This window comes from Streptomyces sp. NBC_01214, assembly GCF_026340975.1.
Lineage (GTDB): Bacteria > Actinomycetota > Actinomycetes > Streptomycetales > Streptomycetaceae > Streptomyces.
The window spans coordinates 2,693,115-2,716,641 of sequence record NZ_JAPEOS010000001.1; the positions used below are offsets into that span (position 1 = coordinate 2,693,115).

A 23,527-nucleotide genomic window follows, 5' to 3' on the forward strand; every position below is an offset into this window, starting at 1 on the left:
GATCCCGTCGAGGGGGATCCCAAAAGATGAACAATGCTCTACTCTCACGCGCATGTCGTGGACCCGCAGGTTCCCTGCCGTGCCGGCGGCGCTCCTCGCCGCCCTTCTCGCCCTCCTGTCCCTCCTCGTCGCGGCGCCCGCCGCCAGCGCGCACGAGGAGCGCCCGATCACCCTCCCGGACGGCTCCGGATCGGTACCCGAGTACCGCGCTGCCGAGCCCGACCTGATCGTCTGCAAAACCGACCGGCCCGCCTTCGAGCGCCGGATATCCGCCTTCCCTGAAGAGCTCAAGCAGCGCAACCTCGCCCTGTACGAGCGGTGCGAGAAGAGCGGCTACCGGCACCTGCAAGAGGCCGTCGACGCCGTCGACCGGCCCGGGATGAACGTCGCGGTCCTCCCTGGCCTGTACGAGGAAGAGCCCTCGCTCCCCGCGCCGACGGGGGAGTGCGCCGCGCTCAAGGCCCCCCAGTCCGCGCTCGGGTACCAGATCCTGTCCTACGAGCAGCAGGTGCAGTGCCGGCACAACCAGAACCTCGTCGCCATCCTCGGCAAGACGAACCTGCAGATCGAGGGCACGGGCGCGTCACGGCTCGACGTGGTCGTCGACGCCAAGTACCAGAAGCTGAACGCCATCCGCGCGGACAAGTCCAACGGCATCTACTTCCGCAACTTCACCGCCCAGCGCACCACCTTCAACTCGCTGTACGTGCTCGCGGGCGACGGCTTCGTCATCGACGACGTGCTGACCCGCTGGAACGACGAGTACGGTTTCCTGACCTTCGCCAGCGACCACGGGCTCTACAAGAACTGCGAGTCGTACGGGAACGGCGACTCCGGCATCTACCCGGGCAGTGCCTCGAACATCAACGACGGCCGCGGCTACGAGGTCCCCCGGTACTCCATCGAGATCACCGGCTGCCGCAGCCACCACAACATGGTCGGCTACTCCGGCACCGCGGGCGACTCGGTGTGGGTGCACGACAACGAGTTCGACCAGAACATGGGCGGCGCCTCGATGGACAGCGCCTTCCCCGGACACCCCGGACTCCCGCAGAACCACGCCAAGTTCGAGCGGAACCTGATCCACGACAACAACCAGGACTACTACGGGTACGTCGCCGACGGCACCTGTGCCAAACCGCCGATCGAGCGCGGCTACGAGCGGGGCGTGGTCTGCCCGCAGATCTCCATGCCGCCGGGCACCGGCATCATCACCGCGGGCGGCAACTGGAACCTCTACGAGAACAACTGGGTGTACGGGCACCGGCGCGCGGGCTTCTTCCTCAGCGCGGTCCCCGCCTTCATCCGCGGCGAAGAGGCGTGGTCGAAGCAGACCGACACCTCCCACCACAACCGGTACGCCGGGAACGTCATGGGCAAGGACAAGTCCGGCGCCGCCCGCCCCAACGGCATGGACGTGTGGTGGGACGGCCAGGGGCGCGCCAACTGCTGGCAGGACGGACCCGACGGCTCCACCCCCGGCGCGGTCCCGCAGTGCGGTGACCGCCGCGGCGAGGTCTCGGGGGCGTCCGCCCGCCTGGTCGGCGAGCCGGTCAAGCTGGCCCAACTCCTCGTCTGCGCGGACTACAACGTCCAGGCGCGCAAACTCCCCTCCGGCTGCGACTGGTACGGCGCGCGCGGACTCGAGCGGGTGGAGACCCAGCTCGCGCTGGCCGTGGCCGCGGTGCTGCTGCTCGTCGGCGGCGTCCTGTGGTGGCGCCGCCTGCGCGGGTCCCGGCTGGGCACGGCCGCCACGCTGGCCGGGCTGGCGGGCCTGGTCCTGGACGTGGCGGGCTCCACCATGCCCCTGACCGCCACCTTCGTACCGGCGCTCGCCCTCCTCCTGCTCGGCCTGTGGTGGACGGGCACCGGCCTGGTCCTGCGCCCCACCCGCCCCTGGCTGGCCCGCCTGACCCTGCTGTTGGCCGGGCTCACGCTGCTGGACGCCTTCGACAAGGCCGTCCTGATGATCCCCTGGACCCCCCTGAGCCCCGCCTGGGCACGGGCCCTGGTCGCCGTGATCTGGGTCCTGTGGGCGGTGGTGGCCTCGGCCCGCCCGGGCACCCCGGCCCGCCCGTCCGGCCCGGGCGCAGACCCCGCGGGCGACCGCGCCCCGGTCCCCGCCGGCCCCGCCCCGGCGCTGAGCGCGGCCGCCCCCGAGCCCCCGGCGACCCCGGCGAACCCGGACCCCGCGCCGTGACCCCCGCCCAGGCCGCCCCGACCACAGGAGGCCAGCCGTGACCGACCGGCCCGACGACGACAACCGGTGCGACGCCTGCGGTACGCCGCCCCGCGCGGCCCGCAGGCTCCGCCGAACCGCCCGCGCCGCGGCCCTGCTCGCCCTCGCTCTACTCCTCGCGGGCGGCGCGGCGACTGGCTGCGGAGGGCGGGCCACCACCCACCACAAGCCCGGCACCAGCCACGAGCAGGCGTCCGGCGGCGTGGGCACGCTGCTCACGGCCACCGACGCCACCGGTCACCGGCTCCGTGAGGTCCCGGCCCAGGGCGCGCCGGAGGTCCAGCTGACCGTCCGCCCGGACTCGGAGGACGGCTGGAACCTCCAACTGGCGGTGACGAACTACCGCTTCACCCCGGACAGCACCGGCGGCGCCGCCCTCCCGGGCGCGGGCCACGCCCACCTGGAGCTCGACGGCCGCAAGCTGGCCCGGCTGTACGGCCCCTGGTTCCACCTGCCCGCGGCGCAGGTCCCCGAGGGCACCCACACCCTGACCGTCCGCCTCTACGCGGACGACCACACCGCCTGGGCGGTCTCGGGCAAGCCGGTCGAGGGCACGGCCCAGCTCACCGCCGCCGCCGCCCCGAGCCAGCCGGGCGGACACAGCCACGGGGACACCCCGCCGGGCCAGACCCCGCCGCCGGGCCAGACCCCAGCGCCGGAGCAGGCCGACCGCACGGTCACCATCACCGTCCGGGACGGCAAGGTCAGCCCGGCCCCCGCCCGCACCGAGCTGCGGCGCGGAGAGCGCGTGGCCCTGCGCGTCACGAGCGACCGCGCGGACACCCTGCACGTCCACGGCTACGACAAGGAACTCGCCCTGCCGGCAGGCCAGGAGGCCACCCTGATCCTGACGGCCGACCGCACGGGCCTCTTCGAGGTCGAGACCCACGAGTCCAACCTCGTCCTGACCCAACTCCTCGTCCGATGACCCCACCCCGCCCCGAACCCAGCCCCGCGCCCGAGCCGACGCCCGAGCCCACGGCCCAGCCGACACAGGACCCCGTGCCCGCACCCGGCCCAGTGCGGGCATCGGGCCCCATGCCCGCACACGACCCCGGGGCCGGACCGGGCCCAGTGGTTGCACGCAACCCCGGCCCTGCGGCCGTACCCGGCCCTGCGGCTGGGCCCGGACCCGTGCCTGAACCCGCTCCTCGACCCGCTCCCGGGGCGGTGCTCACACCCGGGCCAGGGCCCGCGCCTGAGGCGGTGCCCGGGATGGTGCCTGGGGCCGCACGGCTCGGCGGCCCGCTCGCGTTTCCGAGTGGTGTCCCGTCCCGGCCGTTCGGACCCGGGCCGGAGTCCGGACGGCCGGGCCGTGTCGCCGACGGGACCCCGCTCCGGGCGGGGAGATGGTGAGCTCGCTCGGGCCGGATCTCGCCCCGGGCGCGGGCGAGGTGGGTCACGGCCAGGGCGTGGTCCTTCACCCGGACGGTCCGCTCACCTCGCTCGCGCACGGGATCGGGTCCCAGCACGATCTGCCGATCTCTCCCTTCTATGCCTTCGCCGGCGCCTTCGCCGCGCTGTTCGTCTCCTTCCTCGCCCTCGGCCTGCTCTGGTCCACCTCCCGCTTCCGCGGAGCGCGCTCGGGCCTCGCCCTGCCCGCCGCCCTCCAGCGGGTGGCCGACGCGCCCGCCGTCCGAACAGCCCTGCGCGGACTGGGACTCGCCGTCGCAGCGGCCGTCCTGCTCCACCTCCTCCTCGGACCCGACGACCCCGCGCGCAACCCCGCTCCCGGCGCCGTCTACGTCCTCCTCTGGGTCGGACTCGTGCCCGCCTCCCTCCTCCTCGGCCCCGTCTGGCGCCTGCTCAACCCGCTCCGCACCCTGCACCGCCTGCTCTCCCGCTGCCTGCCCCGCCGCGGCCCCGACCGCCCCCTCCCCTCCCGGCTCGGCCAGTGGCCGGCCGCCGCCGGTCTGTTCGGCTTCACCTGGCTCGAACTCGTCGCTCCTGAACCCGCATCCACCACCACCCTCCTCATCGCCGTTACGGCCTACGCCACCGTCCACCTCCTGCTCGCCGCCCGCTTCGGCGAGCGCTGGTTCGACAACGGCGATGCCTTCGAGGCGTACTCCGCCCTCCTGGCCCGGCTCGCCCCCTTTGGCCGTCGTAGCGACGGCCGCCTCGTTCTCCGTAACCCCTTCCACGGACTCGACGCGACACCCGAGCGGCCCGGACTCGTCGCCACCGTCTGCGTCCTACTCGGCTCCACCGCCTACGACGGCTTCTCCGACAACCCCTCGTGGATCAACGCAATACAGACCTCCCCCCTCGGCCGCATCCCCACGGCCACACTCGGACTGCTCGGCTCCATCGCCCTCGTCGCCGCCCTCTACTGCCTCTGCGCCGCCGCCACCCGCCTCGTCAGCGGCCCGCACCCCGGCCCGCTGACCGCCTTCGCGCACTCACTCGTACCGATCGCGCTCGGCTATCTCATCGCCCACTACTTCTCCCTCCTGGTAGTCGAAGGACCACGCACAGTAAGCATGGCACTCGGCACTGACAACGCCCCCGAACCCGTGCCACTCCTAGGGCCAGGCGGCCTCGCCGCCCTCCAGGTCATCGCCGTCGTCACCGGTCACGTCCTCGGTGTCGTCGCGGCCCACGACCGGTCCGTGCGGCTCTTCCCGCCGGCGAAGGCGGTGGCTGGACAACTGCCGCTGTTGGCGTTGATGATCACTTACACCGTCGGGGGGCTCAGTCTCCTGCTGAACTGAAACCTCCGAAGAACCGAGAAGCGAGGAGCGGCATGATGGACCCCGTGCCTCCCGCCCACTCCCTGCGCCGAGCGCCGATCCAGCAGCGCAGCGCCGACCGGCTCGCCCGGATCCTCGACGCCTGCGCCGAGCTGCTGGACGAGACCGGGTACGAGAACCTCAGCACCCGTGCCGTGGCCCAGCGCGCCGGCGTGCCGATCGGTTCCGTCTACCGCTTCTTCGGCAACAAGCGGGCCATGGCCATCGCCCTCGCCCACCGCAACCTGGACCGCTACGTCGACGGCATCGCGGACCGGCTCACGGACCTCCCGGCCACCCACTGGCGGCCCGTCGTGGACGCGGTGCTGGACGAGTACCTGGCCATGAAGCGCAGCGTTCCCGGCTTCGCGCTCGTCGACTTCGGCGTGCCCGCGCCTCCGGCCGAGGGGCCGGAGGCGGATCCCAACCACCAGGTCGCCGCCCGGCTGACGGAACTGCTCTCCGCGCATCTCGCCCTGACCCCCGACGCCGCCCTGGAGCGGGCCGTCCTCGTCGCGGTCGAGGCCACCGACGCGCTGATACAGCTCGCCTTCCGGGCCGACCCGGCCGGGGACCCCGGCATCGTCGCCGAGACCCGCGCGATGATGCACGCCTATCTGGCCCGCGTGCTGGACTGACCCCTTCGGGCTCCGCCCCCGGTGCTGGCTCCGGCGCCCGTGCCGGCTCCGGCGCCCGTGCCGGCTCCGCTGCCGTTGCCGCTCCCGGCCCGGAAGGCTGGTCGTCACCCGTACCCATCCGGTCCCGCACGCCCCTCCCCTTCATGCGTACCGGTCGGTATGCTCGACGCACTCCGCGCGTCCGTTCCCGTGCCGCAGACCGCCGCCCCTGGAGGGCCCATGTCACGCACCGCCCTGCGCATCTGCCCCCTGTGCGAAGCCACCTGCGGCCTCACCCTCACCCTTGCGGACGGCGCGGTCACCGGGGCCCGCGGTGACCGCGAGGACGTTTTCAGCCGCGGCTTCATCTGCCCCAAGGGGGCTGCGTTCGGAGCACTCGACTCGGACCCCGACCGGTTGCGGGGCCCCCTCGTCCGCCGCGACGGCCGCTTGCGGGAGGCCACTTGGGAGGAGGCCTTCGAGGCCGTAGCGGCTGCCGTTCCCGCCCTGGTGGGGGAGTACGGGGCCCAGTCGGTCGGGGTCGTCCTCGGCAACCCGAACGTCCACACCATGGCCGGCGCCCTCTACCCGCCCCTGCTCCTCAAGAGCCTCGGCACCCGCAACCTCTTCACCGCCAGCACCCTCGACCAGATGCCCAAGCACGTATCCAGCGGGCTGCTCTTCGGCGACCCCTTCGCCATCCCGGTCCCCGACCTCGACCGGACCGACTTCCTGCTGCTCCTGGGCGCGAACCCGGTCGAGTCCAACGGCTCCCTGTGCACCGCCCCCGACTTCCCGGGCCGGCTCAAGGCCCTCCGCGCCCGAGGCGGCACCCTGGTCGTCGTCGACCCGCGCCGTACGCGCACCGCCGCGCTCGCCGACCGCCACCTCGCGCCGCGCCCCGGCAGCGACGCGCTCCTGCTCGCCGCCCTCGCACACACCCTGATCGAGGAGGAACTCGCCGACCCCGGAGCGCTGGAGGAACACTGCGACGGCATCGGGGAACTCGGCGCCGCGCTCGGGAGTTTCTCTCCTGAGGCCGTCGCACCCGCATGCGACCTCACCGCTGCCGAGATCCGCACCCTCGCCCGCGAGCTCGCAGCCGCACCCACCGCCGCCGTTTATGCCCGGATCGGCAGCTGCACCGTCGAGTTCGGCACGCTAGCGAGCTGGCTGGTCGACGTACTGAACATCCTCACCGGCAACCTCGACCGGCCGGGCGGAGCTCTCTTCCCGCTCTCCGTGACGGCTCCCGCGGGCCGTCCCGCGGGCCCGGGCAAGGGGTTCGCCCTCGGTCGTTGGTCGAGCCGGGTCTCCGGACACCCCGAAGTCAAGGGCGAGCTGCCGATGGCCGCCCTCGCGGAGGAGATCGAGACTCCGGGGGACGGGCGGATCCGGGCCCTGCTGGCCATCGCCGCCAACCCGGTCCTGTCCGCACCCGACGGCGATCGGCTGGACCGGGCGCTGGCCGGGCTGGACTTCATGGTCTCGGTCGACCCCTACCTGAACGAGACCTCACGCCACGCCCATGTCGTCCTGCCACCGCCGCCGCCCTCACAGAGTGCACACTTCGACTTCGCCTTCAACGGGTTCGCCGTGCGCAACCAGGCCCGCTATTCGCCCGCCGCCCTCCCGCTGGAGGACGGACGCATGGACGAGTGCGAGATCCACGCGCGCCTGATCCTCGCGGTCTCCGGCCTGCACGGAGCGCCGCCGGGGGCCGTCGACGAGCGCGTCATCGCCGACAGTCTGGCCCGGGCCGTCACCGATCCCCACTCACCGCTCCACGGCGGCGACCCGCAGGAGCTGGCCCGTCTACTGACCGGCAGTACCGGCCCCGAGCGGCGCCTCGACCTGATGCTGCGCACCGGCCCGTACGACCTGATCCTCGACGATCTGCGGAAGGCGCCGCACGGCATCGACCTCGGCCCGCTGCGGCCCCGGCTTCCGGGCGTGCTGAAGACCCGCAGCGGCAGGATCGAGTTGCTCCCGGACCCGATCGCGGCCGAGCTCCCCAGGCTGTGCGCGGCGCTCGCCGACCGCCCCGCCTCCCTGGTGCTCGTGGGCCGCCGCCATCTGCGGTCCAACAACAGCTGGTTGCACAACGTCCCGGCCCTCACCGGAGGTTCCAACCGCTGCACCCTTCAGGTCCATCCGCAGGACGCGGACCGGCTCGGCCTCGTCGACGGGGGACACGCCAGGATCACCGCCGCCGGCGGGAGCCTGGAGGTGCCCGTCGAGGTCACCGACGCCGTGCGCACCGGTGTGGTGAGCCTTCCGCACGGCTGGGGGCACGACCGGGCCGGCTCGCGGCTGTCGGTGGCCGCCGCGGCGCCCGGCGCGAACGTCAATCAGCTGCTCGACGGCACCCGCATGGACCGGCTGTCCGGTACGGCAGTGCTCAACGGCTTCCCCGTCGAGCTCGCACCACTGCCCTGAGCTGGGGTTTTGCTCGTATTGCTCACGCGTGGACGTCTTGTTGGCGCAAGGAGGTGGCACCTACCTTCCCCACATGCTGACCTTCCTCGGCTTCGCCATGATCGCGACGTTCCTGGTCCTGATCATGATGAAGAAAATGTCGCCCATCGCGGCGCTCGTCCTCATCCCCGCACTCTTCTGCGTGTTCGCAGGGAAGGGCGTGCACCTCGGCGACTACGTCATCGAAGGCGTCGGCAAGCTCGCCCCGACCGCCGCCATGCTGATGTTCGCCATCGTCTACTTCGGCGTGATGATCGACGTCGGCCTCTTCGACCCGATCGTCCGTGGCATCTTGCGCTTCTGCAAGGCGGACCCGATGCGGGTGGTGGTCGGCACCGCCGTCCTCGCCGCGATCGTCTCGCTCGACGGCGACGGATCGACCACCTTCATGATCACCGTGTCGGCCATGTACCCCCTCTACAAACGGCTCGGCCTGAGCCTGGTGGTGATGACGGGCGTCGCGGCCACGGCCAACGGCGTCATGAACACCCTGCCCTGGGGCGGTCCGACCGCGCGCGCCGCCACCGCCCTCAAGCTCGACGCCGCCGACATCTTCGTCCCGATGATTCCGGCGCTCGCGGTGGGCCTGCTGTTCGTGTTCGTCCTGGCGTACGTCCTCGGCGTGAAGGAGCGCCGCCGGGTCGGCACGCTGGTGCTGCCCGGTCAGGCGGGTCCGGAGGCCGCCGAGGCGGAGCTGGTCCCGGCCGGGCCCGGCACGGCCGCCGCGGCCGCCACGGACGTCGCCGTGACGTCCACGTCCGCCAATGGCTCCGCCGGTTCCACGGCTTCCGCCGGACCTACCGCTTCCCCCGCAGGTCCGGCCGCATCCGCCCCGCACGGGAACGGTTCCGCCCCCGCGCCCGAGGACGGTTTCCAGGGCCTGGCCCCCGACCGCCCCACCCTGCGGCCCCGTCTCTACTGGTTCAACGCCGGCCTCACCGTGGCCCTCCTCACCGCGATGATCATGGAGCTGCTGCCCATCCCGGTGCTGTTCCTGCTCGGCGCCGCCCTCGCCCTCACCGTCAACTTCCCGCACATGCCCGACCAGAAGGCCCGGATCGCCGCCCACGCCGACAACGTCCTGAACGTCGCCGGCATGGTCTTCGCCGCCGCCGTCTTCACCGGGGTCCTCACCGGCACCGGCATGGTCAAGCACATGGCCGACTGGCTCGTCGGCGCCATCCCCGAGGGCATGGGCCCGCACATGGCGCTGGTCACCGGCCTGCTCAGCCTGCCGCTCACCTACTTCATGTCCAACGACGGCTTCTACTTCGGCGTCCTGCCCGTCCTGGCCGAAGCCGGCGCCGCCCACGGGGTCTCCCCGCTGGAGATCGCCCGTGCCTCCCTCGTCGGCCAGGCCCTGCACATGTCGAGCCCGCTGGTTCCGGCCGTCTACGTCCTCGTCGGCATGGCCAAGGTCGAGTTCGGCGACCACACCCGGTTCACCGTGAAATGGGCGGCCCTGACCTCGCTCGTGGTCCTCGCGGCAGGGATGCTTTTCGGCATCATCTGAAATCCGGCGCCCTCTGGCCGCTAAAAACTACCGACGCTAGTTTGTAGGGTGTTCGCGAGGTCGGATCTACGCGCTCGTGCGTGCTCGGGAGGAATGCCATGAAGGCCCACGACGGGATGTACATCGACGGCGCGTGGCGGCCCGCCGCCGGCAGCGATCTGATCGAGGTCGTGAACCCGGCCGACGGCCAGGTCATCGCCCAGGTCCCGGCCGGTACCGAGGAGGACGTGGACGCGGCCGTACGCGCGGCCCGTGCGGCCCTCCCCGGCTGGGCGGCCACGGCTCCGGCCGAGCGGGCCGCCCTGATCGGCGCGCTCCGCGACGCACTCTCGTCCCGCACGAGCGAGCTGACCGAGACCATCACCGCCGAGCTCGGGTCCCCGCTCGGCTTCTCGAAGGCGGTCCACGTCGGAGCGCCGATCGCCGTGGCCACCTCCTACGCCGAACTCGCCTCCTCCTACGCCTTCGAGGAGCGGGTCGGCAACTCCACCGTGCTGCTCGAGCCGATCGGGGTGGTCGCGGCCATCACGCCCTGGAACTATCCACTGCACCAGGTCGTTGCAAAGGTGGCGCCCGCTCTCGCCGCCGGCTGCACCCTCGTCCTCAAGCCGGCCGAGGACACCCCGCTGACCGCACAGCTCTTCGCCGAGGCCGTGCACGAGGCGGGCATCCCGGCCGGAGTCTTCAACCTGGTGACCGGTACCGGTCCGGTCGCCGGCCAGGCCCTGGCCGCGCACGAAGGAGTCGACCTCGTCTCCTTCACCGGCTCGACCGCGGTCGGCAAGCAGATCGGCGCCACGGCCGGCGCCGCCGTCAAGCGGGTCGCGCTCGAACTGGGCGGCAAATCGGCCAATGTCATCCTGCCCGGGGCCGACCTGGTCAAGGCCGTCGCGGCAGGCGTCGGGCACGTCATGAACAACAGCGGCCAGAGCTGCAACGCGCTGACCCGGATGCTCGTCCACCGGGACCACTACGAGGAGGCCGTCTCGCTCGCGGCCGCCGCCGTCGCCGACTATCCCACGGGCGACCCCCGCGAGGCCGGCGTCCGCGTCGGCCCCGTCGTCAACGCCAAGCAGCACGAGCGCGTCCGCGGCTTCATCACCAAGGGCGTGGAGGAGGGCGCGCGCCTCGTCGCCGGCGGGCCCGACGCGCCGCTGGAGCAGGGGTACTTCGTGGCGCCGACGGTGTTCGCCGACGTCACGCCCGACATGACCATCGCCCAGGAGGAGATCTTCGGCCCGGTGCTGTCGATCCTCCGCTACGAGGACGAGGAGGAGGCCCTGAGCATCGCCAACGGCACCGTCTACGGTCTGGGCGGCGCCGTCTGGGCCGCCGACGACGCGACGGCCGTGGCGTTCGCGCGCCGGATGGACACCGGGCAGGTGGACATCAACGGCGGCCGCTTCAACGTGCTCGCGCCCTTCGGTGGCTACAAGCAGTCGGGCGTCGGCCGTGAGCTGGGCGCGCACGGCCTGGCGGAGTACCTCCAGACCAAGTCCCTGCAGTTCTGATCCTCCCGATTCCCGTACCTGCCCTGCCCGGCCTGGCCGCCCTGCCTGCCCCGCTCGGCCTGACCGCCCTGCCCGACCCGCAGCACCCGTCCCGCACCGGAAAGACGAGATGACGACCATGGTCCGCGCCGCAGTCCTGCCCGCCGTCGGAGCCCCGCTGGAGATACGGGACATCGTGCTGCCGGATCCCGGTCCCGGGCAGGTCCGGGTGCGGCTCGCCGCAGCCGGGGTGTGCCACTCCGACCTCTCCCTCACCAACGGCACCATGCGGGTTCCCGTGCCCGCCGTCCTCGGCCACGAGGGCGCGGGCACGGTCCTCGCGGTGGGGGAGGGCGTCACCCACGTCGCCCCCGGCGACGGCGTGGTGCTCAACTGGGCCCCGTCCTGCGGAGAGTGCCACCACTGCACGATCGGTGAGGTCTGGCTCTGCGCCACGGCGCTCACCGGAGTCGGGGCCGTCTACGCGCACGACGCGCAGGGCACCGCACTGCACCCCGGTCTGAACGTGGCCGCCTTCGCCGAGGAGACCGTCGTCGCGGCCAACTGCGTGCTGCCCGCCCCCGCCGGGATCCCGCTCGCCGAGGCCGCCCTGCTCGGCTGTGCCGTCCTCACCGGCTACGGGGCCGTCCGCCACAGTGCCCAGGTCCGTCCGGGCGAGTCGGTGGTCGTCTTCGGAGTCGGCGGGGTCGGCCTGGCAGCCCTCCAGGCCGCCCGGATCGCGCAGGCGGGCCCGGTCATCGCCGTCGACGTGTCCCCCGCCAAGGAGGAACTGGCCCGTGCGGCCGGGGCCACCGAGTTCGTACTGGCCTCCGACACCACCGCCAAGCAGATCCGCGCGCTGACCGGCGGGCAGGGCGCCGACGTCGCCGTCGAGTGCGTCGGCCGGGCCGAGACCATCCGGGGCGCCTGGGAGTCGACCCGGCGCGGCGGCCGCACCACGGTCGTCGGCATCGGCGGGAAGGAGCAGCAGGTCACCTTCCACTCCATGGAGATCTTCCACTTCGCCCGCACCCTCACCGGCTGCGTGTACGGCAACAGCGACCCCGCCCGCGACCTCCCGGTGATCGCCGAGCACGTCCGCGCGGGCCGTCTCGACCTCGGCACCCTGGTCACCGACCGCATCACCCTCGACGGCATCCCGGCCGCCTTCGACGCCATGCTGTCGGGCAAGGGCGGCCGTTCCCTCGTCGTGTTCTAACCCCGTCCGCCGGGCGCCCCGCCCTCGGGGCGCACCCCGGGCGCACCCCGAGTGCGTCCGCCCCGAGCGGGTACGCCCCGAGCGCGGCTGCTCCGGGTGCGCCCGGAGCGGCCTCAGCGGCCGGACCGGCCGCCCGCAGCCGTGCGCGGACCCGCACCGCGGCGTCGTCCCGAACCGCGGCGTCAGCCCGCACCGGGGTGATCAAGTCGGTGTCCCGCTGCGTCATGCCGGCTCATTCAACGCCTCGTACTGGAGGGCAAGTCCGTCCAGCAGCGCCGCCAGGCCGGTCTCGAAGGCGCCCTCGTCCACCTCGCGCCCGCGCTCCGCGAGCAGGTGGGCCTGGCCCAGGTGCGGGTAGTCCGCCGGGTCGTATGCCGTGCGGTCGTCCACGAAACCCCCGGCGAAGGAGGCCACCGCCGAGCCCAGGATGAAGTACCGCATCAGTGCGCCGATCCGGGTCGCCTGCGCCGCCGGCCAGCCCGCCGCCGTCATCGCCCCGAACACCGCGTCCGCCAGCCGCAGCCCGGCGGGCCGGCGGCCCGGCCCGCGCGCCAGCACCGGCACGATGTTCGGGTGGTCCGCCAGCGCGTCCCGGTAGGAGTGCGCCCACGCGTGCAGAGCCGCACGCCAGTCCTGGCCGCCGTCGAACATCGACAGGTCCACCCGCGCGCTCACCGCGTCGGCCACCGCGTCCAGGATCTCGTCCTTGGTGCGGAAGTGGTTGTAGAGCGAGGGCCCGCTGACCCCGAGCGCAGCCGCCAGCCGGCGCGTCGACACCGCCTCCAGCCCCTCCGCGTCCACCAGGGCGCCGGCCGCCCCGATGATGCGGTCCCGGCTGAGGAGGGGCTTGCGCGGTCTGGCCATGCGCCACATAGTAGGGCCTGCCCGCCCTAAACTACCGGTGCTAGTTAAAGGCCCGGTCCCGCCCCGGAGGTGCCCGGTGAATCTGGAGCTGAGCGAGGAGCAGAGCGCCGTACGCCGGCTCGCCCGCGAGTTCACCGAGCGCGAGGTCGTCCCGTACGCCGCCGAGTGGGACCGCGCCGAGAGCGTGGACCGGGCCATCGTGAAGAAGCTGGGCGCGCTCGGCTTCCTCGGCCTGACCGTCCCCGAGGAGTACGGCGGCTCCGGCGGTGACCACCTCGCCTACGCGCTGGTCACCGAGGAGCTCGGACGCGGCGACTCCGCCGTGCGCGGGATCGTCTCCGTCTCCCTCGGCCTCGTCGCCAAGACCATCGCCGCCTGGGGCAGCGAGGAGCACAAGCGCGCCTGGCTGCCCCGCCTGTGCTCCGGCGACGCGCTCGGCTGCTTCGGCTTGACCGAGCCCGGCACCGGATCCGACGCCGGTAGCCTCACCACCCGCGCCGTGCGCGCGGGTGACGCGTACGTCCTCGACGGCAGCAAGATGTTCATCACCAACGGCACCTGGGCCGACGTGGTGCTGCTCTTCGCCCGGACCGGCGACGAGCCCGGCCACCGCGGGGTCTCCGCCTTCCTCGTCCCCACCGACACCCCGGGACTGACCCGCCGCGAGATCCACGGCAAACTCGGCCTGCGCGGCCAGGCCACCGCCGAACTCGTCCTCGACGGCGTCCGCGTGCCCGCCTCCGCAATGCTCGGCCCCGAGGGCAAGGGCTTCTCGGTCGCCATGTCCGCCCTCGCCAAGGGCCGGATGTCGGTCGCCGCCGGCTGTGTCGGCATCGCGCAGGCGGCCCTGGACGCGGCCGTCTCGTACGCCGCCCAGCGCGAGCAGTTCGGCCGGCCGATCGCCCACCACCAGCTGGTGCAGGAGCTCATCGCCGACATCTCGGTCGACGTGGACGCCGCCCGCCTGTTGACCTGGCGGGTGGCCGACCTCATCGACCGCGGGCAGCCCTTCGCCACCGAGTCCTCCACCGCCAAGCTCTTCGCCTCCGAGGCCGCCGTGCGCGCCGCGAGCAACGCCCTTCAGGTGCACGGCGGCTACGGCTACATCGACGAGTACCCGGCGGGCAAGCTGCTGCGCGACGCCCGCGTGATGACCCTGTACGAGGGAACCAGCCAGATCCAGAAGCTGCTCATCGGTCGTGCCCGCACCGGGGTTTCCGCCTTCTGAGTACCCGTATGAGTACGCGTGCGGATGTGCTCTCCCGCCGTCCGGTCGATGCTCGACCCATGAACGAGACACCGGTCAAGCAGCAGAGCACGGGGGCGTACTACGGCCAGGCCGTCGCCTCCTTCGGCATCGCCATCGGCGCTGTGGCCGTGGGGATCTACAACCTGGAGGCGAACGGCTGGGTCCGGGCCTTCCTCGGCATCGCGGTCCTCTACCTCACCACCTCGGCCTTCACCCTCGCCAAGGTGATCCGCGACCGCCAGGAGGTCACGCAGATCGTCAGCCGGGTGGATCAGGCCAGGATGGAGAAGATCATGGCCGAGTACGATCCCTTCGCGCCGAAGTAGCCGGCTCGCAGGAGCCGCAGGAGCCGGCTCGACGGGCCAGGCCGGCCCGACATCGCTAAGCGCTTGCTCACCCTCCGGTAGGGTGTTCACTTCCACACGGTGAAGGGTGAGTGAGCGATGGGCAGCGCGGAGGATACGGTCGACGGCTACCGGCCGTGGTCCGAGGTCACCCCCGACGCCGCACGGCGGCTGCTCGTCGCGGCCGTCGACGCCTTCGCCGAGCGCGGGTACCACGCCACCACCACCCGTGACATCGCGGGCCGTGCCGGGATGAGTCCGGCCGCGCTCTACATCCACTACAAGACCAAGGAAGAGCTGCTCCACCGGATCAGCCGGATCGGCCACGACAAGGCGCTGGAGATCCTGACCATCGCCGCCGACGGCCCCGGCAGCGCCGCCGACCGGCTCGACGCCGCCGTACGGTCCTTCGTGCGTTGGCACGCGGCGCACCACACCACCGCGCGCGTGGTCCAGTACGAGCTCGACGCCCTCGCTCCCGAACACCGCTCCGAGATCGTGGAGCTGCGCCGGCAGAGCGACGCGGCCGTGCGCCGCATCATCGCCGAAGGGGTGGCCGCGGGGGAGTTCGACGTCCCCGACGTGCCGGGCACCACGCTCGCCGTGCTGTCGCTGTGCATCGACGTGGCCCGCTGGTTCAACGCGGTCGGACAGCGCACGCCCGACGAGGTCGGCGGGCTCTACGCCGACCTCGTGCTCCGCATGGTTGCCGCGCGGCCGGGCCCCGCGCAGTAGTACCGGAGGCCCCTGAGTGCCTGAGGTCCCTGCGTAGCGGAGGCCCCTGCGCGGCGGTCCGGCCGGGCTTCAGGATCAGAAGTAGTAGCGCGACACCGACTCCGCCACGCACACCGGCTTGTCGCCGCCCTCGCGCTCGACCGTGACGGTGGCCGTGACCTGTACGCCGCCGCCCGCCTCCGCGACCTCCGTGATCACGGCGACGGCGCGCAGCCGCGAACCGACCGGCACAGGCGCCGGGAAGCGGACCTTGTTCGTCCCGTAGTTGAGGCCCATCCGCATGCCTTCGACCCGCATGATCTGCGGTACCAGGCTGGGCAGCAGCGACAGCGTCAGATAGCCGTGCGCGATGGTGGAACCGAAGGGTCCGCCCGCTGCTCGCTCCGGGTCCACGTGGATCCACTGGTGATCGCCGGTGGCGTCCGCGAAGAGGTCGATCCGCTTCTGGTCCACCTCCAGCCACTCGCTGGGCCCGAGCGGTTCGCCGATCCCGGCGTGCAGCTCCTCGGCGGACGTGAAGACCCTCGGCTCGGCCATGCCCTGTTCCTGTCTCTCGCGGACGACTGACGGACGAATAAGCGCTTGCTCAGCATGCTGGGGGCGTATGCGTATGTCAACGGACCTCCGACTACGCTCGGCCGGGTGCCGCAGATTCCCGAGAAAATCCACGAGCTCACCGTCGGTCAGCTGTCCGCCCGTAGCGGCGCGGCCGTCTCGGCGCTCCACTTCTACGAGGCCAAGGGCCTGATCAGCAGCCGCCGCACCTCCGGAAACCAGCGCCGCTACACGCGTGACGCGCTGCGCCGGGTGGCCTTCGTGCGCGCCGCCCAGCGCGTGGGCATTCCGCTGGCCAGCATCCGTGATGCGCTGGCCCAGCTCCCCGAGGAGCGCACCCCCAACCGCCAGGACTGGGCCCGTCTTTCCGAGGCCTGGCGCGCCGAACTCGACGAACGCATCACCCGACTCGGCCGTCTGCGCGACCACCTGACGGACTGCATCGGCTGCGGCTGCCTGTCCATGGAGACCTGCGCGCTGTCCAACCCGGACGACGTCTTCGGCGAGCGGCTCACCGGCTCGCGGCTGTAGCCGCTGCCCGCGCCACCAGGTCCCTCGCTGCCGAGACCAGTTCGGCGTTCGAGCGGGCCGGCCGCCCGTCGGGCAGGTGCGTCACATCGCCCACGCCGGTCCGCACGCCGGTGCCGCACCGCGCGGCCAGCCGCAGCACCGGCCAGGCGGCCGCGTCCCGCCCGTACGGCACCACCGGTACGGGCGGCAGCGCGCGCAGGCCCGCGACCAGGGCCGGATCGGCCGCCGCCAGTTCGGCCGAGAGCCGGACCCGCCGGGGCTCACGCACCGGCCAGGCCAGGAACTGGGCCAGCGGCTCCGGCCCGGCCCCGCCGCCCAGTGGCACCACCGCGTCCACCGCGACCCCGCGTGCCAGCAGGGCCCGAGCGAGTTCCGCGGCGCCCGGCTGCCCGAAGTGCACCACCGCCCGGTCCGGCAGCACCGTCCACGAAGCCACCCGCTCCAGCCGCCCCGCGGGATCGGGCTCGGCCGCGATCGACACCGGCACCGACAGCGCTACGCCGACCCCCGTGCGCCGCAGCACCTCCAACACCGGTCCGACCACTCGCGGCGAGAGGCTCTCCCGCCCGCACGGCGTCCGCGGATGCACCAGCACCTCCCCGGCCCCGGCGCCGACGGCCGCGAGTGCCGATTCCGCCAGCGCATCCGGCGACATCGGCACGGCCGGGCCGTCCGCGGCGCTCCGCGAGCCGTTCACCGACACCGACACCGACACCGACACCGACACCGGCAGTGACATCGGCAGCGACGCCGACGACGGCAGCGGTATCGGCGCCGGCGTTCTCACGCCGCTCCCGCCGAGGGGATGCCCAGCAGCGCCGGGGTGTCCACCAGGGCCGGTCTGGGCACCACGATCCCGCAGCCCGCGCACACCGGCCCGTCCCAGGCCAGCGCCCCCGCCCAGGGGCCGACCGGAGCCACCTCCGGCCAGTGCAGTTCGGTGTCCCCGCACACCGGACACGCCGTGCCCGGTGCCGACTCCAGTGCCCGCACCAGCCTGCGCAGCACCTCGCCCAGCGCCCCCTCCGGCCGGACCCCCGGGTCCGCGCACCGCACCACCGCGTCCCCGCTCCCGCCCCACGCCCACTCCGGGCGGCGCAGTCCATGGTGCTTCTCGCGCCGGCGGCGTTCCGCGAACTGGCGCTCGTACTCCAGCCAGACCGCCCGTGCGTCCTCCAGCTCCTCCAGGGCGGCGACCAGCCGCAACGGATCGGCCCCCCGGTCCTCCGGGGCGATCCCGTGCCGGTCGCACAAGTGCCACCACGTGGCCCGGTGCCCGTACGGCGCGAACCGCTCCAGGCAGCGGCGCAGCGAGTGGCGCCGCAGGGCCCGGTCGTTGCGCGCGTCGCGCACTTGGTAGGCCAGACTCCGGAATCCCGCCATCACACCATCACCTCCACCGATGTGCCCAACATGCCCGGCCGGAGGCGGGCGCATGCGGGGGCGGACGAGGCGTGCGGGTGGCACATGGCCAGAACTCAGCGCCCCATGCGCCCCGCTGTCACCACCACCCGGGCCAGTTCCTCGTGGCAGATGTCGCTGTGCGCCCCCGACGGGGCGCCGCCGCGCCGCACCACGGAGCCCGTGTCCACACTGACGCAACCGGACGCGGGCAGCCCCTCGCGCAGCACGGTGTCCAAGCTCAGCCGGGGCGCACCCGGGACCGCCTGGACCCCGTCGTGCCCGATGGCGCCCCACCGCTCGTCGAAACCTAGAAGTCCGGCCGAATCGCCTGCCATCCGGGAGGCCAGCGGGTAGAAGACCCTGAGGGCCGAGTCGTGCGCGGAATGGCAGGCGACCACCGGTCCGTCGACCCGGCGCTGGAGCCCGCGCAGGGCGCCGCCGTCGCCCTTGTCGTGCGGCAGCCGGTCGGCGAACGCGTAGTGGGAGAAGGCCCCCTGGAGCAGGGTCACGGATTTCACGTACCGGGCCCGGTCCGGCACCGCGCGCAGGGAGAAGGACACCACGCGTGCGCCGAAGCTGTGTCCGATCAGATGGAACCGCAGGGCGGGACGGGCGGCCGCCAGCTGGGCCAGCACGGGGCCGAGGCCACGTTCGCCGACCACGCCCGCCCGCTTCTTCATCTTGTAGTACGTCGCCTGTCGCAGCAGTTCCTTGGCGCCGCCCCACAGGCCGCGCAGCCCGCCGCCGACCGTGAGCCCCGGACCGTCGGGGCCCGCCGGATCGGCCGCGCCCGGCGCGCCCGCCCTGACCAGGGCGACGGAAAGGGCCCGGCACACCTCCAGCACATCGTCCGTGAAGATCGCAGGTACCGCCGGCGCGACCGCCGCGGGCACCGCGTCCACCCCCGCCAACTCGCGCACCAGGGCCCCGAACTCGATGAAGGCGGACGCCGAATCCGGCTGCTCCTCCAGCAGTTCCGCCACCCTGTCCAGCTCCGCCCGTCGCTCCGGCCAGAACTCCCCGAGCGCCCGGCGGGTGAGCGGGTCCAGCGCGCTGGCGGAGCCCGGTTCCGCGAGGACGCCCGGCGGGTCGAAGTCCGGTATCGGCTCGTCGGAGAACCGCATCGCGGGCCATACGACACCCACGTACCCCAGGCGCACCCCCGACCCCACCAGTTCCTGGAAGGGAGCGAAGAACCGGTCGTAGAGGCGCGTCGCCGTGGACCGGTCGCTGTTCCAGCCGTGCGCGAAGACCAGCAGGTCGGTCGCCTCCATCCGGGACACCGCACCCTGCGTGACCCGATCCACGTCCCCTTCGGAGTCGAAGGTCAGCTCCGCGTACGGCCGGACCCCGACCCCGACCCCGACCCCGATCCCGAACCCGCCACCGACGTCCGTCATGACGTCCCCCTTCACGCCGTGCCTCCGGTGCAGCCAGCATCCTGCTGCGGCGCCCGCCCGGCCAGCCCCCCGACGCGCTCGGATCACGGATACAGCAGGTACTCCTCGCGCACCGCCGCGAAGCGCGCCAGCCCCGCCGCCCAGTCACCCGCCACCTCGTCCAGGTCCGCCCCGGCGTCCACCAGCGTCCGCACCCGGTCCGAGCCCGTGAGCCGGTCGATCCAGTGGTCCGCGCGCCAGCCGAAGCCGCTCCACACCCGCCGCGCCGTGACCAGCAGGCCGATCCCGGCCCGCACCGGGTCGAAGGCCGCCCGGTCGTGCACGATCAGCCGGACCCCGCCGCACACCTTCCCCACGTGCTTGGAGAAGGTCGGCGTGAAGTACGCCTCCCGGAACCACACCCCCGGCAGCCCCAGCGCGTTCGCCGCCTCCGCCCACCGCCGGTCGATCCCCTCCGCACCGACCACCTCGAAGGGCGTGGTCGTCCCGCGCCCCTCGGAGAGGTTCGTCCCCTCGAACAGGCAGGTGCCGGCGTACGCGAGGGCCGTGTCCGGCGTCGGCACGTTCGGGCTCGGCGGGACCCAGGGCAGCCCGGTCTCCCCGAAGAACGACTCCCGCCGCCATCCGGACATCGCCACCGTCCGCAGCCCGACCGGGCGGTCCGTCAGGAACTCGCCGTTGAAGAGCCGGGCCAGTTCGGCCACCGTCATCCCGTGTGCGAGGGCGATCGGCTCGCGGCCGACGAAGCTCGCGTACGGCCGCTCCAGCACGGGGCCCGCGGCCCGCCTGCCGCCCACCGGATTGGGCCGGTCCAGCACCACCACCGTCTTGCCGGCGAGGGCGGCCGCGCGCATGCAGTCGTAGAGGGTCCAGACGTAGGTGTAGAAGCGCGCCCCGACGTCCTGGATGTCGAAGACGACCGTGTCGATCCCGGCCGCCGTGAACACGTCCGCGAGCTTCTGCCCGCTCTTGCCGTACGTGTCGTACACCGCGAGCCCGGTCGCCGGATCCCGGGAGGCCCCCTCCGAGCCGCCCGCCTGGGCCGTTCCGCGGAAGCCGTGCTCGGGGCCGAACACCGCCACCAGGTCGACCCGCTCGTCCGCGTGCAGTACGTCGACCAGGTGCCGGGCGTCGGCGGTGATCCCGGTGGGGTTGGTGACCACCCCGACCTTCTGTCCGGCCAGTGCGGCGTACCCGTCCGCGGCGAGCCGCTCGAAGCCGGTACGCACCCGTCCGGCCGCCGCCGCGGCCCCGGTCGCCCCGCCCGCCCCACCCGCGGAGGCCCGGGAGGTTTCGCCGGCCCGGCCGGCCCCGGCGGACCCGGGTGGTCCGGCCGCCCCCAGGGCGCCCGCCGATCCGATGGCCCCCGCCAGTCCCAGCACCCCGCGTCGCGACACCGTCATCCGGCAACGCTAGGGGTCGCGCCCCTTTCCTCTCGACATACCGACCGGTTAGTCTGCCCGCGATCCGGCATCCGGCCGCACGAGAGGTGGACCCCGTGAGCGCGTACCAGGACCAGCGAGTCGTCGTCACCGGCGCGGGCGGCGGCATCGGCGCCGCCCTCGCGCACCGCTTCGCGGCCGAGGGCGCCACGGTGGTGGTCAACGACCTCGACCCGGCCAAGGCCGCCGCGGTCGCGGCCGCGATCGGCGCCCGGGCGATCCCGGTGCCGGGCGACGCCTCGGCGATCGTGGCCGAGGCCCGCGAGGCCCTCGGCGGCACGGTCGACGTCTACTGCGCCAATGCCGGGCTCGCCTCGGGCGGCGACGCCTTCGCCGACGAGGCCGTCTGGGAAGCGGCCTGGGACACCAACGTCATGGCCCACGTCCGCGCCGCCAGAGCGCTGCTGCCGGACTGGCTGGAGCGGGAGAACGGCCGCTTCGTGTCCACCGTTTCGGCCGCCGGGCTCCTGACCATGATCGGAGCGGCACCGTACAGTGTCACCAAGCACGGTGCGCTCGCCTTCGCCGAATGGCTCTCGCTGACCTACCGCCACCGCGGGGTCCAGGTCCACGCCATCTGCCCGCAAGGGGTGCGCACCGACATGCTGACCGCCGCGGGCTCGGCGGGCGAACTCGTGCTCGCGCCGACCGCGATCGAGCCGGAAGCGGTCGCGGACGCACTGTTCGACGGCATGGAGAAGGGCCGGTTCTTGATCCTCCCGCACCCCGAGGTCGCCGATTTCTACGCCGCCCGCGCCACCGAGCCGGACCGCTGGCTGAGCGGCATGAACCACCTCCAGCAGAAATGGGAGACCCGGTGACCTGTTCCCGGTCCACCTCCGGCGCTGCCCGGTCCGCCTCTGGCTCCTCCGACTCCTCCACCCCCACCGACGCCTCCCGGTACGCCGCCAAGCCGTGGCTCGGGCTGCTCGCCGCGGTCCAGCGGGCGCCCGTCGCGCCGCCGCCCACCGTGCTGCACGCCTTCCGCGAGGCCGTCGCCCGGGCTCCCGAACGCACCGCCCTGGCCTACTTCGACGGCCGGATCGGGTACGCCGAGGCGGACGAGCTCTCCGACTCCGTCGCCGGCCACCTCGCGGCGCGCGGCATCCGCCGCGGGGACCGGGTCGCCGTCATGCTGCAGAACACCCCGCACTTCGTGCTCGCCGTCCTCGCGGCATGGAAGGCGGGGGCCGTCGTCGTCCCGCTCAACCCCATGTACAAGTCCGGCGAGGTCGGGCACGTCCTCCGCGACTCCGGGGCCGCCGCCCTGGTCTGCGACGGCGGCGCGTGGACGGCGTACCTGCGCGGGGTGGTGCGGGACAGCGCCGTGCGGACCGTGCTGACCGCGTCGGACCTGGACTTCCAGACGCGCGACGACCCGCGCGTCTTCGGCCCCGCGCCGGACCGGGCCGCCGCCCCCGCCCGGCCGTTCGTGCCCGCCCAGGCGGACGCGCTCGACGCGGGGCTCGGCGCGGGGCTCGACGCGGGGTACGACCGGGAGCACCCGGCCGACCCGGACACCGCCGACCTCGCCGCGGCCGCCCCCGCCGCCCCCGCCGTCGGCCCCAGCACCGCGGACCTCTTCACCGTGGCCCGCGGCAGGCGGCCCGCGCCGGACGACCCGCACCTCACCGCCGCCGACACCGCCCTCATCAGCTACACCTCCGGCACCAGCGGCACCCCCAAGGGCGCGATGAACCCGCACGGCGCGCTGACCTACAACGCCGTCCGGCAGGTGACCTCCCACCCCCTCCCCGAGGGCGCCACCTACTTCGCCCTCGCGCCCCTCTTCCACATCACCGGCATGGTCTGCGAGCTCGCCGCCTGCCTCGCCAACGCCGGCACCCTGGTCCTCGCCCACCGCTTCGACGCCGGCGCCGTCCTCGACGCCTTCCTCGAGCACCGCCCGGCCTACACCGTCGGCCCGGCCACCGCCTTCATGGCCCTCGCCGCCCACCCCGAAGTCACCCCGGACCACTTCGCCTCGTTCCAGGTGATCTCCTCCGGCGGCGCCCCGCTCCCGCCCGCGCTCGTCGAGCGCCTGCGCACCGCCTTCGGCTTCTACCTCCGCAACGGCTACGGCCTCACCGAGTGCACGGCCCCGTGCGCCAGCGTGCCCGTGCACCGCGAAGCCCCCGTCGACCCCGCCTCCGGCACCCTCTCCGTCGGCCTGCCCGGCGCCGACACCGTGGTCCGCATCCTCGACGAGCAGGGCGCCGAGGTCCCCTTCGGCGTGACCGGTGAGATCGCCGTCCGCGGCCCACAGGTGGTGCCCGGCTACTGGGGCCTGCCCGCGGAGTCCGCCGAGGCCTTCCCGGACGGCGAACTGCGCACCGGCGACGTCGGATTCATGGACCCCGACGGCTGGCTCTACGTCGTCGACCGCAAGAAGGACATGATCAACGCCTCCGGCTTCAAGGTCTGGCCGCGGGAGGTCGAGGACGTGCTCTACACCCACCCCGCCGTCCGCGAGGCCGCCGTGGTCGGCGTCCCCGACGCGTACCGCGGGGAGAGCGTGAAGGCGTACGTGAGCCTGCGTCCCGGCACCTCGGTGGAGCCGGCGGAGCTCGCCGCCTACTGCGCCGAGCGCATCGCCGCGTACAAATACCCGCGCCAGGTCGAGATCCTGCCTGTCCTTCCGAAGACGACCAGTGGCAAGATCCTGCGACGGGAACTGCGCGATCGCGGCTGAAAACAGTCGGACGGTCGTACAGC

At 73.3% G+C, this 23,527-nt stretch carries 20 protein-coding genes; 14 read left to right on the forward strand and 6 right to left on the reverse strand.

Annotated elements, in window-relative coordinates; genetic code table 11:
- Positions 1-52 precede the first annotated feature (52 nt).
- From OG594_RS12890 to OG594_RS12925, 8 genes are all read left to right on the forward strand, one after another.
- Positions 53-2,200 (forward strand): right-handed parallel beta-helix repeat-containing protein, encoded by a 2,148-nt coding sequence (locus tag OG594_RS12890; RefSeq protein ID WP_266598290.1) that lies wholly within the window; start codon positions 53-55, stop codon positions 2,198-2,200.
- 133 nt (positions 2,201-2,333) lie between these two features.
- Positions 2,334-3,167: a hypothetical protein gene (locus OG594_RS12895; protein ID WP_266602877.1), complete on the forward strand. Its 834-nt coding sequence runs from the start codon at positions 2,334-2,336 to the stop codon at positions 3,165-3,167.
- A 484-nt stretch (positions 3,168-3,651) separates the two neighbouring features.
- Positions 3,652-4,953 (forward strand): hypothetical protein, encoded by a 1,302-nt coding sequence (locus OG594_RS12900; RefSeq protein WP_266602879.1) that lies wholly within the window; start codon positions 3,652-3,654, stop codon positions 4,951-4,953.
- A gap of 35 nt (positions 4,954-4,988) precedes the next feature.
- Positions 4,989-5,609: a TetR/AcrR family transcriptional regulator gene (locus OG594_RS12905; protein WP_266602881.1), complete on the forward strand. Its 621-nt coding sequence runs from the start codon at positions 4,989-4,991 to the stop codon at positions 5,607-5,609.
- 219 nt (positions 5,610-5,828) lie between these two features.
- Complete coding sequence (locus OG594_RS12910) at positions 5,829-8,027, forward strand: molybdopterin oxidoreductase family protein (RefSeq protein WP_266598292.1); 2,199 nt, start codon at positions 5,829-5,831, stop codon at positions 8,025-8,027.
- A gap of 73 nt (positions 8,028-8,100) precedes the next feature.
- Positions 8,101-9,579: a CitMHS family transporter gene (locus OG594_RS12915; protein WP_266598294.1), complete on the forward strand. Its 1,479-nt coding sequence runs from the start codon at positions 8,101-8,103 to the stop codon at positions 9,577-9,579.
- Positions 9,580-9,677: 98 nt separating this feature from the next.
- Entirely contained in the window at positions 9,678-11,090 is a 1,413-nt protein-coding gene (locus tag OG594_RS12920) for an aldehyde dehydrogenase family protein (protein WP_266598296.1), read from the forward strand.
- Between the two features lie 118 nt (positions 11,091-11,208).
- The gene (locus OG594_RS12925) at positions 11,209-12,288 is read left to right on the forward strand and encodes a Zn-dependent alcohol dehydrogenase (protein WP_266602883.1); all 1,080 of its coding nucleotides are present in this window, start codon (positions 11,209-11,211) and stop codon (positions 12,286-12,288) included.
- A gap of 222 nt (positions 12,289-12,510) precedes the next feature.
- On the opposite strand, the gene OG594_RS12930 is transcribed toward OG594_RS12925, so the two are convergent.
- Complete coding sequence (locus OG594_RS12930) at positions 12,511-13,152, reverse strand: TetR/AcrR family transcriptional regulator (RefSeq protein ID WP_266598298.1); 642 nt, start codon at positions 13,150-13,152, stop codon at positions 12,511-12,513.
- A gap of 76 nt (positions 13,153-13,228) precedes the next feature.
- Here OG594_RS12930 and OG594_RS12935 point away from each other — a divergent pair, with 76 nt between their 5' ends.
- The 3 genes from OG594_RS12935 (at position 13,229) to OG594_RS12945 (ending at position 15,480) form a co-directional block, all read left to right on the forward strand.
- On the forward strand, positions 13,229-14,380 hold the full coding sequence (locus OG594_RS12935; RefSeq protein WP_266598300.1) for an acyl-CoA dehydrogenase family protein: 1,152 nt from the start codon (positions 13,229-13,231) through the stop codon (positions 14,378-14,380).
- Positions 14,381-14,439: 59 nt separating this feature from the next.
- Positions 14,440-14,727 carry a YiaA/YiaB family inner membrane protein gene (locus OG594_RS12940; RefSeq protein WP_030011866.1) on the forward strand — a complete coding sequence of 96 codons (288 nt, stop codon included), beginning with the start codon at positions 14,440-14,442 and terminating at the stop codon, positions 14,725-14,727.
- Positions 14,728-14,844: 117 nt separating this feature from the next.
- Positions 14,845-15,480: a TetR/AcrR family transcriptional regulator gene (locus OG594_RS12945; protein WP_266598303.1), complete on the forward strand. Its 636-nt coding sequence runs from the start codon at positions 14,845-14,847 to the stop codon at positions 15,478-15,480.
- 75 nt (positions 15,481-15,555) lie between these two features.
- Here the strand turns inward: OG594_RS12945 and OG594_RS12950 are convergent, their stop codons facing one another.
- Positions 15,556-16,017: a MaoC family dehydratase gene (locus OG594_RS12950; protein WP_266598305.1), complete on the reverse strand. Its 462-nt coding sequence runs from the start codon at positions 16,015-16,017 to the stop codon at positions 15,556-15,558.
- A gap of 105 nt (positions 16,018-16,122) precedes the next feature.
- On the opposite strand from OG594_RS12950, the gene soxR reads away from it, so the two are divergent.
- Positions 16,123-16,566 (forward strand): redox-sensitive transcriptional activator SoxR, encoded by a 444-nt coding sequence (gene soxR, locus OG594_RS12955; protein ID WP_266598307.1) that lies wholly within the window; start codon positions 16,123-16,125, stop codon positions 16,564-16,566.
- On the opposite strand, the gene OG594_RS12960 is transcribed toward soxR, so the two are convergent.
- The 4 genes from OG594_RS12960 to OG594_RS12975 all read right to left on the reverse strand — a co-directional run bounded on the left by OG594_RS12960 (position 16,547) and on the right by OG594_RS12975 (position 20,773).
- Positions 16,547-17,305 (reverse strand): 3-keto-5-aminohexanoate cleavage protein, encoded by a 759-nt coding sequence (locus OG594_RS12960; protein ID WP_266598309.1) that lies wholly within the window; start codon positions 17,303-17,305, stop codon positions 16,547-16,549. The two genes, soxR and OG594_RS12960, sit on opposite strands and share 20 nt — an antisense overlap.
- Positions 17,306-17,349: 44 nt before the next feature.
- Entirely contained in the window at positions 17,350-17,949 is a 600-nt protein-coding gene (locus OG594_RS12965; RefSeq protein WP_266598311.1) for a hypothetical protein, read from the reverse strand.
- A gap of 95 nt (positions 17,950-18,044) precedes the next feature.
- The gene (locus OG594_RS12970) at positions 18,045-19,370 is read right to left on the reverse strand and encodes a serine-threonine protein kinase (RefSeq protein WP_266598313.1); all 1,326 of its coding nucleotides are present in this window, start codon (positions 19,368-19,370) and stop codon (positions 18,045-18,047) included.
- Positions 19,371-19,453: 83 nt separating this feature from the next.
- Positions 19,454-20,773 carry a DUF1343 domain-containing protein gene (locus OG594_RS12975; RefSeq protein ID WP_266598315.1) on the reverse strand — a complete coding sequence of 440 codons (1,320 nt, stop codon included), beginning with the start codon at positions 20,771-20,773 and terminating at the stop codon, positions 19,454-19,456.
- Positions 20,774-20,859: 86 nt separating this feature from the next.
- Between OG594_RS12975 and OG594_RS12980 the strand changes: the two genes are divergently transcribed.
- Positions 20,860-21,633 carry an SDR family oxidoreductase gene (locus OG594_RS12980; protein ID WP_266598320.1) on the forward strand — a complete coding sequence of 258 codons (774 nt, stop codon included), beginning with the start codon at positions 20,860-20,862 and terminating at the stop codon, positions 21,631-21,633.
- Positions 21,630-23,504, forward strand: a complete 1,875-nt coding sequence (locus OG594_RS12985) for a class I adenylate-forming enzyme family protein (protein WP_266598322.1) — start codon at positions 21,630-21,632, stop codon at positions 23,502-23,504. The genes OG594_RS12980 and OG594_RS12985 overlap by 4 nt, the downstream gene beginning before the upstream one ends.
- Positions 23,505-23,527 lie beyond the last annotated feature (23 nt).